This is a genomic window from Amycolatopsis sp. NPDC104775 (assembly GCF_055583325.1).
Genome location: NZ_JBVJOE010000002.1, coordinates 987,872 through 1,003,135 on the forward strand (window position 1 = coordinate 987,872; position 15,264 = coordinate 1,003,135).

The 15,264-nt window shown below is 68.5% G+C and carries 12 protein-coding genes and 1 pseudogene; 9 read left to right on the forward strand and 4 right to left on the reverse strand.

What is annotated here, in order from left to right; genetic code table 11:
* Window positions 1-46 precede the first annotated feature (46 nt).
* From ACZ63D_RS13270 to ACZ63D_RS13285, 4 genes are all read left to right on the forward strand, one after another.
* Window positions 47-1,000, forward strand: a complete 954-nt coding sequence (locus tag ACZ63D_RS13270) for an MsnO8 family LLM class oxidoreductase (protein WP_465354529.1) — start codon at window positions 47-49, stop codon at window positions 998-1,000.
* A 131-nt stretch (window positions 1,001-1,131) separates the two neighbouring features.
* On the forward strand, window positions 1,132-2,061 hold the full coding sequence (locus ACZ63D_RS13275) for an ABC transporter ATP-binding protein (protein WP_465354530.1): 930 nt from the start codon (window positions 1,132-1,134) through the stop codon (window positions 2,059-2,061).
* The gene (locus ACZ63D_RS13280; protein WP_465354531.1) at window positions 2,058-3,407 is read left to right on the forward strand and encodes an ABC transporter permease; all 1,350 of its coding nucleotides are present in this window, start codon (window positions 2,058-2,060) and stop codon (window positions 3,405-3,407) included. Before ACZ63D_RS13275 ends, ACZ63D_RS13280 begins: the two co-directional genes overlap by 4 nt.
* Window positions 3,408-3,411: 4 nt before the next feature.
* Window positions 3,412-6,150, forward strand: a complete 2,739-nt coding sequence (locus ACZ63D_RS13285) for a bifunctional YncE family protein/alkaline phosphatase family protein (RefSeq protein WP_465354532.1) — start codon at window positions 3,412-3,414, stop codon at window positions 6,148-6,150.
* 208 nt (window positions 6,151-6,358) lie between these two features.
* Here ACZ63D_RS13285 and ACZ63D_RS13290 read toward each other — a convergent pair whose 3' ends face one another.
* Together ACZ63D_RS13290 and ACZ63D_RS13295 are read right to left on the reverse strand one after the other, a co-directional pair.
* Complete coding sequence (locus ACZ63D_RS13290; protein ID WP_465354533.1) at window positions 6,359-7,054, reverse strand: AMIN-like domain-containing (lipo)protein; 696 nt, start codon at window positions 7,052-7,054, stop codon at window positions 6,359-6,361.
* A 155-nt stretch (window positions 7,055-7,209) separates the two neighbouring features.
* Window positions 7,210-8,517, reverse strand: a complete 1,308-nt coding sequence (locus ACZ63D_RS13295) for a lipase family protein (RefSeq protein ID WP_465354534.1) — start codon at window positions 8,515-8,517, stop codon at window positions 7,210-7,212.
* 618 nt (window positions 8,518-9,135) lie between these two features.
* Here ACZ63D_RS13295 and ACZ63D_RS13300 point away from each other — a divergent pair.
* The 4 genes and pseudogenes from ACZ63D_RS13300 to ACZ63D_RS13315 form a co-directional block, all read left to right on the forward strand.
* A pseudogene (locus ACZ63D_RS13300) lies at window positions 9,136-9,315 on the forward strand (hypothetical protein); the annotation flags it as partial.
* Entirely contained in the window at window positions 9,312-9,656 is a 345-nt protein-coding gene (locus ACZ63D_RS13305) for a PadR family transcriptional regulator (protein WP_465354535.1), read from the forward strand. The pseudogene ACZ63D_RS13300 and the gene ACZ63D_RS13305, both read left to right, overlap by 4 nt.
* A 616-nt stretch (window positions 9,657-10,272) precedes the next feature.
* A complete protein-coding gene (locus tag ACZ63D_RS13310; RefSeq protein ID WP_465354536.1) occupies window positions 10,273-11,238 on the forward strand; it encodes a hypothetical protein in 966 nt (321 codons plus the stop codon).
* 39 nt (window positions 11,239-11,277) lie between these two features.
* The gene (locus ACZ63D_RS13315; protein ID WP_465354537.1) at window positions 11,278-13,008 is read left to right on the forward strand and encodes an arabinofuranosyltransferase AftB family protein; all 1,731 of its coding nucleotides are present in this window, start codon (window positions 11,278-11,280) and stop codon (window positions 13,006-13,008) included.
* Window positions 13,009-13,224: 216 nt separating this feature from the next.
* On the opposite strand, the gene ACZ63D_RS13320 is transcribed toward ACZ63D_RS13315, so the two are convergent.
* Window positions 13,225-13,704: a carboxymuconolactone decarboxylase family protein gene (locus ACZ63D_RS13320; protein ID WP_465354538.1), complete on the reverse strand. Its 480-nt coding sequence runs from the start codon at window positions 13,702-13,704 to the stop codon at window positions 13,225-13,227.
* Window positions 13,705-13,839: 135 nt separating this feature from the next.
* Here ACZ63D_RS13320 and ACZ63D_RS13325 point away from each other — a divergent pair, with 135 nt between their 5' ends.
* The gene (locus tag ACZ63D_RS13325) at window positions 13,840-14,805 is read left to right on the forward strand and encodes an EamA family transporter (protein WP_465354539.1); all 966 of its coding nucleotides are present in this window, start codon (window positions 13,840-13,842) and stop codon (window positions 14,803-14,805) included.
* Here the strand turns inward: ACZ63D_RS13325 and ACZ63D_RS13330 are convergent.
* Window positions 14,780-15,256, reverse strand: coding sequence for a (2Fe-2S)-binding protein (locus ACZ63D_RS13330; RefSeq protein ID WP_465354540.1), 477 nt, complete (start codon window positions 15,254-15,256; stop codon window positions 14,780-14,782). The genes ACZ63D_RS13325 and ACZ63D_RS13330 overlap by 26 nt on opposite strands.
* Between the last annotated feature and the right edge of the window lie 8 nt (window positions 15,257-15,264).

Here is a 15,264-nt window from a genome sequence, read left to right on the forward strand (position 1 = left end):
GGGCGGTCCGGTTGTCCTGCTTCGCCGGTTCCGGGACGATGCCCGGGTGCGGGTTTCAGTGCTGGACACATCGCCGATCGTCGCGGGATCGACCGCGCGCGAGGCGTTGCGGCACAGTGTCGACCTTGCCGAGCTGGCCGACGAACTGGGATATCACCGCTACTGGTTGCCCGAACACCACAGCATGCGTGGTGTCGCGAGCGCCGCGCCTGCCGTGGCAGCCGCCCGGATCGCGGACGCGACGAACCGTATCCGGGTCGGTGCGGGCGGCGTCCTGCTGCTCAACCACCCGCCGCTCGTCGTCGCCGAGCAGTTCGGCACGCTCGCCGCGTTCCATCCCGGCCGGATCGACCTCGGGCTCGGCCGCGCGCTCGGCGGTCCGCGGCGAGTGGCCGCCGCGCTGAACCCCGGCCCGGTGGAAAGCTTTCCAGCTCGCGTCAAGGAATTGCTGGAGTACTTCAACGACGACAGCCAACCGCTGCGCGCGACTCCCGCCCCAGGCAACGTGCCGGACATCTGGCTGCTCGGCTCCGGCACGGCAAGCGCGCACCTCGCCGCCGAACTCGGCCTGCCGTACGCGTTCGCCTACCATCTCCGCCCCGCCGAAGCCGCCGCCGCGACCCGGATTTACCGCGAGAACTTCCGTCCCGGATGGACCTCCGAGCCGTCCATTGTGGTCAGCGTCGCGGTGATAGCCGCCGCGACCGAGGAACGAGCGGAATGGCTCGCCAGGTCCATTCGGGCTAAAGCGCTGAGCCGTTCGCGCGGCGAGCGGATCTTGTTGCCCCGCCCGGAAGACGCGGTCGTGGACCCGGCCGTCGGTCCCGGCCCGGTGCTCGCCGGAGCTCCGGCGGCCCTGCGGAATTCGTTGCGCACAGTCGTTGCCGAAACCGGCGCGGACGAATTGATGATCACCAGCCCGATCCATGATCACGCGGAGCGGAAACGGTCCTATGTGCTGGTCCGGGAGATCTCGACCACATTGCCCTCGCGTGATTGATCCCGTTTTGTCCGATTGACTGCCGAAGGGTCCCTTCCGGCGCACGGGGTTTCCCCAACGTTCAACCTGGCGCGGGTTCGCATGTCATTTGTCGTGCCTAGGTTCCTCACGGCTTCGGAAAGTGGGGAATCATGAACACCAGCGACGCGGTGCGAGCCCGCGCGATCACCAAGTGTTTCGGCGACGTGATCGCGCTCGACGGTGTCGATCTCGACGTGGCGTACGGCGAGATCCACGGTCTCGTCGGACCGAACGGCGCGGGCAAGACGACCTTGCTCGGCCTGCTGCTCGGACTCGCGGCCGCGGACGAGGGCGAACTCGAGATCCTCGGCCGCCCGGTCGGCCGCGCGCTCGCCACCCCGGACGGCATCTCCGGATTCGTGGACGGGCCGGGGCTGTACCCGTCGCTCACCGCGCGGCAGAACCTGGCAGCACTGGCCTCGCTGCGCGGACAGCAGGCCGACCTCGACGACCTTCTCTCGCAGGTCGGGCTCACCGACGTCGCCGACGACCGGACACGCGGGTTCTCTCTCGGCATGCGCCAGCGCCTCGGCCTCGCCGCCGCGCTGCTGACCGCACCGCGGCTGCTGATCCTCGACGAACCCGCCAACGGACTCGACCCGGCGGGCAAGAAACACGTGCACAGCGTGCTCACCCGGCTCGCCGACGAGGGGACCGCGGTGGTGCTGTCCAGCCACCGGATGGACGACCTGGAAGCGCTGTGCTCGGAGGTCACCATCCTGTCCGCCGGCCGCGTCGTCTTCACCGGCCCGCTGGCGAAACTGTCCTCTGTGGACCGGGAGCTGGCCTACCGCCTGGTGACCTCGGACCAGAAAACCGCCCGGGACATCGCCGAAAATGTGCCCGGGCTCAGGATCGACGACACCCAGACCCCGCGCGGACAGGCCGACGTCCTGGTGGTGAGCGGCCTGGTTCCGGCGCTGGACGATCTGGTCGCGCGCGTCGTCGGCAAGGGCATCGGCGTACGGGAACTGGCTCCGGTCGTTTCGCCGCTGGAGGCGGCGTTCCTGGAGCTGACGGAGCAGGGGGAGAAGCGATGACCGTCACCGACGCGCCCGTCGAGCGGCAGGCCTCGGCCGGACTGGGCCGCGGCTACCGGTTCGAACTGGTGAAACTGGTGGCACAGTGGCGGATTCGCGTGCTGCTGCTTGCCTGCTGGCTCGCGCCGGCGGTGTTCGTCGCCGCGGTCAGCCAGCAGAGCGATCTGCCGGTGGACACCCTGTTCGGCCGCCTGATGAACGCCACCGGCTGGGCTGGGCCGCTCGTGCTGCTCGGCTTCGCCGGCAGTTACGCGCTTCCGCTGCTGACCTCGCTGGTCGCCGGGGACGTCTTCGCCGCCGAGGACCGGCTCGGCACTTGGCGGCACCTGCTGGTGGCGATGCGGTCCTACCGGCGGATTTTCGTCTCGAAAGCGCTCGCCAGCCTCACCGTGATCCTGCTGCTGGTCCTCGGGCTGGCGGTGTCCAGCACGGTCGGCGGCCTCGTCGCGGTCGGCGGGCAGCCGCTGGCCGGGCTCGACGGGCACCTGCTGTCCTCGGGCGACGCGGCGGTCAAGGTCGGGCTCGCCTGGATCTGCGTGCTCGCCCCGACCCTGGCTCTGGCGGGGATCGGCCTGCTCGGTTCTGTCGCGTTAGGACGGTCGCCGATGGGCTTGCTGCTGCCCGCGGTGGTCGCGCTCGTGATGGCAGTGGCGCAACTGCTGCCGCTGCCGGTCGTCGTGCGGCTCGCGCTGCCGACGTATGCGTTCATCTCGTGGAACGGGCTCTTCACCGACCCGGTCCAGCTCGGCCCGCTGCTGATCGGTGCCGGAGTGAGCCTGGTATGGGCAATTGTCGCGACTGCACTGGCCTACGTGCTGTTCCTGAGACGCGACTTCACCGATCTGACATACGACGGAGCCGGTCGTCGCGTACTAACCGCGGGCTTGCTGCCGCTCGCCGGGCTGATCGCGCTCACGGCAGCGGTCGTCGCGGTCGCCACGCCGGCGTCGGGTTCCGGCATCGACCAGGCGAAACTGCAGCGGTCGCTGTCCGTCGAGTTCGCCCACCTCTACCGGCTCCAGGCCGCCCAGCTGCACCGTCCGGACGTCACGGAGGAGCAGCTCGCGGCCAGTACGGAATGCACGAAGGGCGGTGGCCTCGTCGAGGCCGAAGGCCCCGGCAACGACTGGCGCTGCGTCGTCTCCTGGCATCTCCCTGGCATCTCAGCGACCGGGCAGGCGATTTACCAGCTCGATGTCACCTCGGACGGGCGGTATGTCGCCGACGGCGACGGACCGAAGGAAGTGAACGGCTACTTCCAGGTGCGGACCCCGGAAGGGGACCAGCCGAACCCGCTGTGGCAGTTCGACGGCAACGTCGAATTGCTCTCCTCCACGAAGGGATGAGGACATGCAAGTAACGCGCCGTCGCAGGCGTGGCGGGAAGAAAGTACTCCGCGGATCCCGCAAGCTGCGTTTCGTCACGGCGGGGGCGACCGCGGTCGCGCTCGTCGCCGCGGGCTCGGGCATCGGCCTCGCCTCCACCAAGCAGTTCGGCACCGACCAGGTCGGCCAGGAAACCGAAAACGGCCTGACCATCTCCAGCGACCAGTACCTCAAGCCGATCGGCGAGCGGCTGGTCCTGCCGAACGGCAAGATCATGTCCTCGTCCGTCAGCCCGGACGGCAGCCACCTCGCCGCGCTGACCACCGACGGCGGCATCGCGCTGACCATCGTCGACCTGAAGAACTGGAAGGTCCAGCAGCTCGTCGGCAAGGACAAGAAAGCCGACCTGCAGCTGCCCGGCAACGACGTCGGCCAGGAGGGCCCGTCGTACTCGCCGGACGGGAAAACCCTGTGGCTGGGCCAGATCGACGGCTATCGCAAGTTCACCGTCAACCCGGACGGTTCGGTTGCGAACCCGACCTGGGTCGCGATTCCGGCTGACGGCTCGAAGCATTCCCTTGCCGCGGGCGCGATCTTCTCCCCGGACGGGTCCACTGTGTACTCCGCGGTGAACGGCCAGAACCGCGTCGTCGCGATCGACGCGGCCAGCGGCCAGATCAAGCAGAGCTGGACCGTCGGCAACGCGCCGCGCGCACTGGTGCGGATCGGCGACCGGATCTACGTCAGCAACGAGGGCGGCCGCGCGGCGAAGCCGGGCGACACCACGATCAACTCGTACGGCACCGACATCGTCGCCGACCCGAAGACCGCGGCCGCCACCACGGGCACGGTCAGCGTGATCGACCTGGCGAACCCGTCTGCTCCGGTCAAGAGCATCGACGTCGGCCTGCACCCGACCGCGTTGCGCGCCAAGAACAACACCCTGTTCGTGGCGAACACCGGCGGCGACAGCGTTTCGGTGATCGACACCCAGCGCAACGCCGTGGTGCAGACCATCGCGACGCAGCCGTGGCCGGAGGCGACGGTCGGTTACGAGCCGACCGACCTCGCGCTCACCGACGACGGACACCTGCTGGTGACCCTCGGCCGGGCGAACGCGGTCGCGGTCTACCGCTACTGGTTCCCGCAGGCCCCGGCCGCCTTCATCGGACTGCTGCCGACGGACTACTTCCCGTCTGGTATCTCAGCGTCGGGCAATAAGATCCTGGTCGCGAACACCCGCGGCATCGACGCCCGCCGCCCCACCACCGCGGCCGGGCACGCCACGCACGACACCACGTCGAGCCTGCAGCGGTTCACCCTGCCGACCGACTGGCAGACCTGGACGCAGACATCTCAGGTGTTCAAGCAGAACGGCTGGACGCCGGGCTCGGTGCAGAAGGCGAACGGCAACCGCAACGTCAAGCCGGTTCCGGTGCCGCAGCGACTCGGCGATCCGTCCACGATCAAGCACGTTTTCCTGCTGGTCAAGGAAAACCGGACGTACGACCAGCTCTTCGGCGACATGCAGAAGGGCAACGGCAATCCCGCGCTCGCGCAGTTCGGCCAGGCCGTCACGCCGAACCAGCACGCGCTGGCCAGCCAGTTCGGGCTGTACGACAACACCTACGACATCGGCACGAACTCGGCCGAGGGGCACAACTGGCTGATGCAGGCGGACAACCCGGAGTACACCGAGTCGTCCGCGGGCGAGTACAAGCGCAGCTACGACACCGAGGACGACGCGCTGGGACACCAGCGCAGCGGCTTCCTGTGGACCGGGGCGCAGGCGGCGGGCAAGACCGTGCGCGACTTCGGCGAGTTCCAGCAGTTCCTGACCAAGCCCGCGGGCGCGAGCTGGCAGAACCTGTACTGCGACTCGAAGAACATGGCCGCCACCGGCGAGCCGACCGCCTACCCGCTGATCTCGTCGTCGCCGATCCCGTCGCTGAACAGCGTTTCGGTGCCGGGCTTCCCGAAGTTCGACACGGACGTGCCGGACCAGTACCGGTACGAGATCTGGAAGAACGACTTCGAGAAGAACGGCCCGGCGAACCTGAACATGTTCTGGCTGTCGAGCGACCACACCGGCGGGCCGCCGAGCCCGGCCGCGCAGGTCGCCGACAACGACCTGGCCGTCGGCAAGATCGTGGACAAGATCTCGCACAGCCAGTACTGGAAGGACTCGGCGATCTTCGTGGTCGAGGACGACTCCCAGGCCGGGCTGGACCACGTCGACGGGCATCGCGCCCCGATCCAGGTCATCAGCCCGTACGCGCAGCACGGCAAGACCGACAGCCGGTACTACTCGCAGATCACCATGATCCGCACCATCGAGCAGATCCTCGGGATCCACCCGATGAACCAGAAGGACAGCGCCGCCACCCCGATGGCGACCGCGTTCACGCCGCAGCCGGACTACACGCCGTTCTCCGCGGTGCCGAACCAGACGTCGCTGACCGCGGGCTTGAAGACGCCGCCGTCCTGCGGCACGGACAACGTCCCGACCGCCTCCACCGCGGCGGCGTCGGCGGCGGTGCCCGCGGACAAGCAGCAGGTGGCGCAGCAGTGGCAGCAATGGCAGGCGCAGCAGAAGCTGACCGGCCCGAACGCCACGGCGGACTACGCCAACCCCGCGCAGATGGACCACTTCACGTGGTACCAGGTGCACGGGTGGACCCAGCCGTATCCGGGTGAGGACAAGATCTTCGCCCCGGACCAGGTGCCGGGAGCGTTCATCCCGTCGGCTGATTCGGACGGCTGATTCGTTAGCCGGTAAGGGAAAGCCCCTGTCCGCGAATGTGCGGGCAGGGGCTTTCCGTGTGATATCTCAACCCGCGTCCGATAGTGCGGACTACGCCGAAGCGGGGGTCGATCGGGTGCTGTTCGAACTCGAAGACCACGAGGACCCCGCCGACGTGGTACGGCAGCTCGACCGGTTGGCATCTTTCCTTCGCTGATCCGGGATGGGTTCAGTGCGCGAGGTCGATCACGACCCGGCGGATCTGGTCGGCGGGCACGTCCTGGCTGCGCACCCGGAACGGCACCCGTTCCCGGACGCCGATGGCGATGGTGCATTGGCCTTCGAAGGAGCCCGCGAACCGGACTGCGAGCAAGGACGGCCACCCGGTTGGCCGCGCGAAATAATCGCCGATCCGGGCGAGCACGCGGCCAGGTTGGTGTCCGTTGTCATCGAAACCCCGCGCGGGTGCGCGAACGACTGCTTGCAGGACCGCGTTTCCCTTCACTGGCAAAGGCTTTCCAGACGGATCGGCGGTCACTAATGGCACATACCGCACGGTGAACCCGGCTGCGGCCGCACCGTTGATGGTGAAGACCACTTCGTCGTAGCAGGCGTGCCTGCTGACGGTGACCAGGTATAGCGCGTTCGTGGTCGAGCCGGAGCTTTCTTTGGTCCCAGTGCCCCAATTTTGGGTCGATGCGCAGGGCGAGACGCGCTGACTGTCCGAAGGGGACGGACTTGGACGGTCCGAAGAGGACGGAGCGGCCGTGGCGTTGGAGCCTGGAGCTGACGGCGTGGTGATTGCCGGGGCACCGGCTGGCCCGCCGCACGCGGCAAGCAGCAGAATCCCGGCCGCGACCGGGATCGCGCATCGGGCGGCAGTTCGCGCCACGAGTTCGCACAGCGGGGGAGAGCTGGTGTTCATGACGCGCCTGCCTGGGTAGTCCGCCGCGAGGGCGGGCGAAGGTCCCGGGGCAGGCCGGGTGGATGCGGTCAGTGTGCGGGCGGCCGGGCGGTTCGGCGACGACGGTGACGCAGTCGCAGGGATTTCGTCGCCGAACCGTTGCCCGGATCAGCCGGTCAGGACCCGGTGTGCTGCTCCGGTTCCAGCGAGTTGCCCGGCGGGATGTGCCCGCAGCTGGACGGCGCCGCCTTGCCCGCGAACCGGTCGCCGAGCCAGGCGATCGCGGCCGGGGCCCACACCGGGACCGCGGTGGCGTGGCTGAGCGCGTCGTACTGCGTGTACTTGATGGAAGAGTTTCCGTCCGCGCAGTACTGATTCGCGAGCGCGCGGACGTCCCCGGCCACCATCACGCCGTCGCCGGTGCCGATGCCCGGCTCGTTGCTGACAGTGCCCTCGAGCGCGCCGTTGCTGGCCTGCGCGATGAACCCGGGAATCGAGGGCGTCGCCGCCGAGCCGATGTTCACCTTGTTGACCGCGTCGACGTACGGCGGCACTGAGTTCGGGTTCGCGTACTCCGGTTTCACCAGCTTTTGCCAGGTCAGCCCGGGATAGTGGCCGAGCGCGTTGGCGATCGACGCGTGTTCGAGTTCGGCGAGCACCTTGAGGCCGTACTCGCTGGCGTACGGCTTGAGGTCGATGCCGTAGCTGCGCGAGACGCCGATCAGCGCCATCGGGATCACCCCGGACCAGACCGGACTGCCGCTGACGTACTTGAGGTTGTGCGCGGGATCCACGAGCACCCCGCCCTCGGCGAAGCCGACGAGGTTTTTCTCGACCTCCGGCGCGTAGCTCCCGGCGATCGCCGACGCCCAGCCGGTCGCGATCGCGCCGCCGGAATAGCCGAGGAGGCCGAATTTGGCGGATTCGGTCAGACCGGTCCCGGACGCGTGCGTCGCGGCGCGGATCGAGTCCAAAGTGGTCTTCCCGTATTCCGGGCCCGCGGCGAAATCGGCGGTCGGGCCTTCGGTGTCCGGGATGACGACGCTGTACCCGAGGGCGAGCGCCGGCGCGATGAGCAACGATTCGGCGTTCGGCAGCGCACCGCCGAGCCGGACGTCGCCCGCGATCGCGCGGGACGGCGCGTCCTCGGGATCGAGCGAGTCGTACGCGGATTGGTAGGAGACGGCTTTCCCGCTGTCGCCCGCCGGGTTGCGGACGACCGAGGTGACGTTCGCGGTGGGATTGCCCTGTGCGTCGGTGGTCCGGTAGAGCAGTTGGGTGGCCTGCACTGGAGTCGGGAAGCCGAAGACGTGATATGTCAACGTCCGCGTCTTCAATACGGTGCCCGGGGCGTACGACGAAAGCGGCGTGCTGCCGTCGTAGCTGTAGAAGGAATCGGCCGAGGCCGCGGCGGGCAGCGCGACGGCGGACGTGATCGCGAGAGCGGCGGCGGCGATCAGCGCGCGGACGGGTTTCCGGATCATGACTCCCCTTTGAACCATGAAGTGGATCACGACTGGCGGGTAACTTACCAGCGAGTAGGTATCCGCACAACTACGGAAGGTGCAGGCAGCGCTGGTGCGGGGAGTCAGGCGGACCCGGCGTAGGCGGCGGTGATCGCGGTGGCGCGGTCGTGCAGTGTGGTGCGTAATGCTTGTGGCGCAAAGACTTCCGCGCTCGTGGCGAGGTGCCGCAGAGCCCATTCGGCGTGCCGGGAATTCTGGAAGCAGCCTCCAGCCGAAGCCGTCCGGCTCGATTTCTTCGGCGGGAATGGCAGGCGCGGTGCGGGTTAATTCTTCGCGTTGTTCCGGATGAATTCGGACTAGCGCGACGATTTGGTCGCCTCCGCCTGGAATCGCGTGCTGCGTTCCTGTCAGGCCTGTCCTAGGTCGACGCGGTCGGGCCGCTGCGCGGGCTCGTCGAGTTCCTCGGCCGCCAGCAGCCGGTATGTCCGGGTCTGCCCCGTCGCGGGTGGCCAGCAAATATCCCTGCTCCCGCAAGGTGACCAGGCCGTTCAGATGCACTGCGCGCCACTTCGGGGCCTGGCGGACCGCTTGGTAGCGGGTGCGCACCTGGTGCCCGGCGAACACCGCGCGACGGATTTCGGCCACCACGACGTCCTTGCGTCCCGGCTGGGTGTGGCTGACGTCGCCCCGCCGACCACGATGCTCGGCGTGACCCGGCTGGCCATCCCGACCCTGCTGGTCGAACTGGAGGGGCCGCCGTCTCCCCTTGCTTCGGCCACCCGCATATATCGCGACGTGATATATATGGACGGGTGACCGAACGAGGCATGTCGGAGCAGGTCTTCCTGATCCTCACCGCACTCGCCGACGAACCGAAGCACGGCTACGGCATCGTCCAGGCCGTCGAAAAGCTGTCCGAAAACCGGGTCCGGCTGCGAGTCGGCACGCTCTACGGCGTACTGGACCGGCTGGTCGCCGACGGCTGGGCGGAGCGGGACAAAGAGGAGATCCACCAGGGCAGGCTGCGCCGGTACTACCGGCTGACCAACCTCGGCGCGCGGATACTGGCCGAACAGTCCGCCCGGCTGGCGGCGAACGCGGCCGCGGCGGAGTCGGTGCTGCGGGCGAGGGGCTGGGCGCTCGGGGGTGGGGCATGACAGCTCCCGGGGTTCAGGGTGGTCGGATGGCGGGGTGGTGGCCTCGGTCCTGCTGCACCGGCGACGCGTTGGCGGCGTCGTTGGTGGGCTCGCGGCTGGATATGGCGGGCGGGGATGCGGGGCGCCGCGGATCGGCGGGGCCGCTGCCGGGGCCTTGCGGCGGGCCGTCCGGGAGGTCGGCTGTTTCGGGGTTGTGCCCGCGGCTGGATATGGCGGGCGGGAATGCGGGCCACCGTGGATTGGCGGGGCCGCTGCTGGAGCCTTGCTGCGGACCGTCCGGGAGGTTGGCTGCTTCGGTGTTGTGCTCGCGGCTGGGTGCAGTGGGCGGGCATGCGGGGTGCCGCGAGCCAGCGGGGTTGCGGTCTGGCCCTTGCCGGTCCGCTGGCCAGTCGTCCGGGAGGTTGGCTGTCTCGGTGTTGCCCCCGCAGCTGGATGCTGCGTGTGGGAACGCGGCGCTCCGGTTCGCGGGCCAATCCTCCGGGTGTCTGGCCGCTTCGGTGTTGTGCTCGCGGCACGGCCCCGCAGGCGAGCACCGCCGATCTGCGGAGTCGCGGCCAAGCTCTCCCAGGTTCGCGCCGCAACCGTCCGAGCGGTTAGCCGGGACGGGAGCCAGAGCATGACCGCTCCAGAACTCCGTTACCGCCGGATGGTGCGGCTTCTTCCCCGCTGGTACCGAGCCGACCGGGAGGACGAAATGGTCGGCGTCCTGCTGGACGCGCGGGAAGCCGGGCGTCTCGCGGAAGGACGTGAACTGCTCGCGATGCTCGGGCTGGGCCTTCGCGCCCGGCTGGCCGCGGGCTCGGCCCCAGCGCGAGTGGTCGCTTTCGGTGACACCATCCGCCTGGTAGCCCTGCTCGGACTCCTGTGGGGAGTGATGAAGGGTGCCCTCGCCGTCGGCCACGACTTGTACGACGCGCTCGGCTACCCGCGCGCGAGCAGCCTGTATTCCGCGCCCGGTTCGTCGGCCGAGGCTGCCTTGTCGCTCTATGTCGCGCAGTCGGTGCAGCAACTCTGGCAGGACGTCGCGCTGGCCGCCGCAGCCGCCGTACCTCTCGCGCTCCTCTTCGCCGGACGGCGCCGAGCCGCGCGGGCCGTCGCCGGGATCGTGCTGGTCGCCGGGTTCGCGGCGTTTCTGTTCCGGTATTCCTTCAGTTTCAGCCCCGATCTGCTGGGCTATTTCATTCCGCAATGGCTTCCGCTGCTGCTGATGGTCACCGGGTTTCACGTTGGCGCGCCACTGCCGTCCGCGCGTAAATGGTGGCTTGCTTTGGCCGGTGTTACGGCTTCCTCGCTCTACTTCGGCTTTTTCGGTGAATCGGAACTGCGCGGGCTTTCCTGGTTCGTCTGGGCGGCGGCGCTGGTCATTCCCGCTTATTTCGCGTTCCGGCGACGCTCGCCCGCGTGGTCGTTCTCGCTCGCCGCGTGCTGTTCGCTCGTGCTGATCCAGCCGCTTGTCCTCAAAACCACCATGGCCTCAGCCGACTTCCAGGCGCTGGAGCTGGTGCAGGTCTCCCTGGTCGGCGCGGGCATCGCAGCGCTGATCGCGGCCGGAATCGTCGACTATCGCCGTCAAACCACCTAGCACTCTCCAGCAAGGACATTCATGAATACCATGCCAAGGGTGCTTCCGCACGCCCTCAATCAGCCAGTTTCCCCTCGCAACTACAATCGAAGAAACAGCTGGATAATCGCCGCTTCGATTTTCCTGATCGCCATTCTTGGCTACTTCACTCGCTGGATCTGCGACGACGCCCTCATCTTCACCAGAATCGTCGAGCAGATCCTCGCCGGGAACGGCCCGGTCTACAACCTCGGCGAACGGGCCGAGGCTTCCACGAGCACGCTGTGGCAATGGCTGCTCGCGTTCGCCGGATTCGTGTTTGGCCAATCGGACACCTCGACGCTCTCCTGGATGCTCGGCCTCCTGCTGACCGCGGCCGGGTTCGGCTTCGCCGTCAGCGCGACGAGCCGGCTGCACGGCGGGCCGGTCGCGGCGATGGTGCCGTGCGGCGTCCTTGTGCTGCTGGGCGTGCGGCCGGTGTGGCAGTACGCGACGTCCGGGCTGGAGACCGGCCTCAACACGTTCTGGATGGCGCTGTGCTGGTGGCTGCTCGTGCGATTGCGCGGCAGCACGTCGGCCAAATCCGTTGTCACGGCGGCGTTTGTGCTGGGATTGGGGCCGCTGGTGCGCCCCGAGCAGACGTTGGTGGCAGCAGTGTTCCTTCTGGCGCTGTGGTCGGTGACGAAGCCGACCTGGCGCGTCACTGTCGCCGCGGTCGCTGCCGCCGGAGCGCTGCCGGTCGGTTACGAGATCTTCCGCATGGGCTTCTACGGCATTCTCGTGCCGATGCCCGCGCTCACCAAGAACGCGAACGAATCCTTCTGGGCGCGAGGATTCGAGTACGTCGGCGATTTCGTGAACCCGTACCTGCTGTGGCTGCCGCTGATCCTCTGCACTGTCCTGCTCGCCGGGGTGCTCCGGAGGCAGAGCAACGATCGGATCGTCACGCTCGCTCCGGTGGTCGCCGGTGTGCTGTCGCTGGGATATCTGCTGAAGGTTGGCGGCGACTACATGCACGCGCGCATGGCGCTCCCGATTTTCTTCCTGGTGATGCTGCCGGTGCTGGTGCTCCCGGCGTCGAAGACCAGCCGCGCGACCGGCGTCGTCCTGCTGGCGTGGGCAGTGCTCTGCGCCAGCGCCGGAGCCGGACAGTTCGTTCCGCGGAACGGAAAACTCATCGACGACGAGCGCGGGTACTACCACGCGTGGACCGGGCAGACGTATCCCACCGAGTCCGCGGATTTCACCCCGAAGATGAAATATCTCAACGACGCCGTCAGTCCGCGCACCCTGATCTACGAAGGCCCCGGCCCGCGGCAGCAGATCCTGACCGCACGGCTGCGCGCGGACGTCCCGTCGAAGTCCATGATCGTCGGGGTATATCTGGGGACGGCCGGTGTCATGTCACCGGCGGACGTTGGTGTCGTCGACTTCTGGGGCCTGGCCAACCCGGTCGGCGCGCGGTTCGAATTCCCGACGGTGAAACCGGGACACTCGAAACCCCTGAGCAACACCTGGCTGCTGGCGGATTACGCGGACCCGGCGGACCCGGCGGCACTGACCTCCAGCCCGGGCAACTTCGCCCTGCGCGCGGACGTCACCGCGGACCAGGTCGCCGCCGCGCGCCACGCGTTGAGGTGCGGAGACCTGGCGGAGATCCAGCGGTCCACGCGCGAGCCGATGTCGTTCGGCCGGTTCTGGGCCAACCTCACCGGAGCCGTGCACCGGACCGGGGTGACCGTCCCGCCGGACCCGTTCGAGGCCGAACGGACCTTCTGCGGAAACCCGTGATCCGTCCGGCGGAACCGCGCTTGCCCAGGTCAGAGCGGCAGCGCATGCTGGAGTCCGCAGGGACGTGGCGGAGGTGGACGGGAATGGCGGCTGAGCCGGTCTCGATCGCCGATCGCGCGGATCGAGCAAGCGCCGGAACGACGCACGGGATATCCCGCGCCGGGTAACGGGTCGCCGCCGAGTTCCACCGTTGCTCGGCGGCGACCCGTGCCGGGCTCAGCTGAGCGTCGCGAACTGGCCCGGCTGGTACAGCCCGGCGGGCGTGCGCACGATGACGTTCATCCGGTTGGCGGCGTTGATCAATCCGATCAGGCATACCAACGCGGCGAGCTGGTCGTCGTCGTAGTGTTCGCGAGCCTGCGCCCACGTTTCGTCGGAAACGCCGCCGCCGTCCGCGATCCGGGTGCCTTCCTCCGTCAGCGCGAGCGCGGCCCGCTCGGCGGGGGTGAACACGGTCGCCTCGCGCCAGACGGCCACCAAGTGGAGCCGTTCCGCGGTCTCGCCCGCCGCGGTGGCGTCCTTGGTGTGCATGTCGGTGCAGAAGCCGCAGCCGTTGATCTGGCTGGCGCGCAGCGAAACCAGCTCCTGCGTCGGCTTCGGCAGCGGCGAGTTGTGCAGCAGCATGCTCAATCCGGCGAACCGCTTGCCGAGCGACTTGCCGAGGTCGTTGGTCATCAAATCGAAACGGGCACTCATCAGATCCTCCAGTGGTGTGCAGCGGATGCCCATGAGATGCCGCCCGCCCGCCGGATGTGACAACTCTGGATGTGACCCGCGTCGCACGCGGAAAAGCGGTGGCCGCGGCTCCCAGCCGGACCGCAGAATGCGGAGATGGCCGACCAGCGCAACACCGTGCGGGCGACCGGGCTGAGCCTGATCTCCTGGGTGCTGTTCGCGAGTTCCGGCCCGCTCGCCAAGGCGATGCTGGACGCGGGCTGGAGCGCGGCCGCGGTCACGGCGGTCCGGATCGGACTGGCCGCGGTTCTGCTGGCACCCGGCGTCGCGCTGCTGCGGCCGCGGGCGTTGCGGTTCCGGCGTGCTGAACTGTGGCTGCCGATCGGCTACGGACTTCTCGGCGTCGCGGGCGTGCAGTTGTGCTTTTTCCTTGCAGTGTCGCGGATTCCGGTCGCGGTAGCGATGGTGCTGGTGAACCTGTCGCCGGTGCTTGTCGCGCTGTGGGTGCGCGTCGTCCGGCGGACGCGGCTGTCCGCGGCGGTGTGGCTGGGCATCGCGCTGGCGATCGCCGGGCTGGTGCTGATCGCCGGGCTCGGGCCCGGGGCGAAGCTGGACCTTCTGGGCGCCGCGGCCGGGTTGGCGTCGGCGGTCTGTTCGGCCGGATACTTCCTGCTCGGCGAACGCGGTGCACAACGCCACGATCCGCTGGGGATGACCGCTGCTGGGCTGACGATCGGAGCGGTGGCGACTATTGCGTTGAGTCCATTATGGACTCTCGAATTCGCGTCGAACCCGGTGGCGCTAGGCAATGCGACGATCCCGGTCTGGCTGGCCTTGCTGATCCTGGCCGTCTTCGGCACCGTGCTGCCATATCTGGCCGGATTGCATGCGCTGAGCGGCCTGCCGGTCGCCGTGGCCGGAGTGCTGGCGCTGGCCGAACCCTTGGTCGCCGCCCTGCTCGCCTGGGCGCTGCTGGGCCAAGCACTGGGGCCAGTGCAGCTGATCGGGGTGGCGGTCCTGCTCGGCGGCGGGACGCTAGTGCAAACCAAAAAGCTTGCCCCACAGCCGGAAATGACTGCGGGGCAAGCGAATCCGGTCACATCTTCGCGGCGCCGGCCTTGATCGCCTCGCGGATCCGGGAGTACGTGCCGCAGCGGCAGACGTTGCGGATCTCGTCCAGGTCGGCGTCGGTGATCTCGCGGCCCTTCGCCTTGGCCTCCTTGACCTTCGCGACCGCCGCCATGATCTGGCCGGGCTGGCAGTAGCCGCACTGCGCGACGTCGTGCTCCAGCCAGGCCTCCTGCATCGGGTGCAGCTCGGCCTTCACCGTGTCCGGCAGGCCCTCGATCGTGGTGATCTCGTCGGTGGCCTTGATGTCGGCCACCCGCACCGAACACGGGTTGAACGCCTTGCCGTTGAAGTGCGACGTGCAGGCCTTGCACACGTTGATGCCGCAGCCGTACTTCGGGCCGCGGACACCGAGCACGTCGCGCAGGACCCACAGCAGCCGCACGTTGTCGTCGACGTCGACGGACACCGGCTTCCCGTTGAGGATGAAGGTGTGCTTGCTCATCGTGCTCC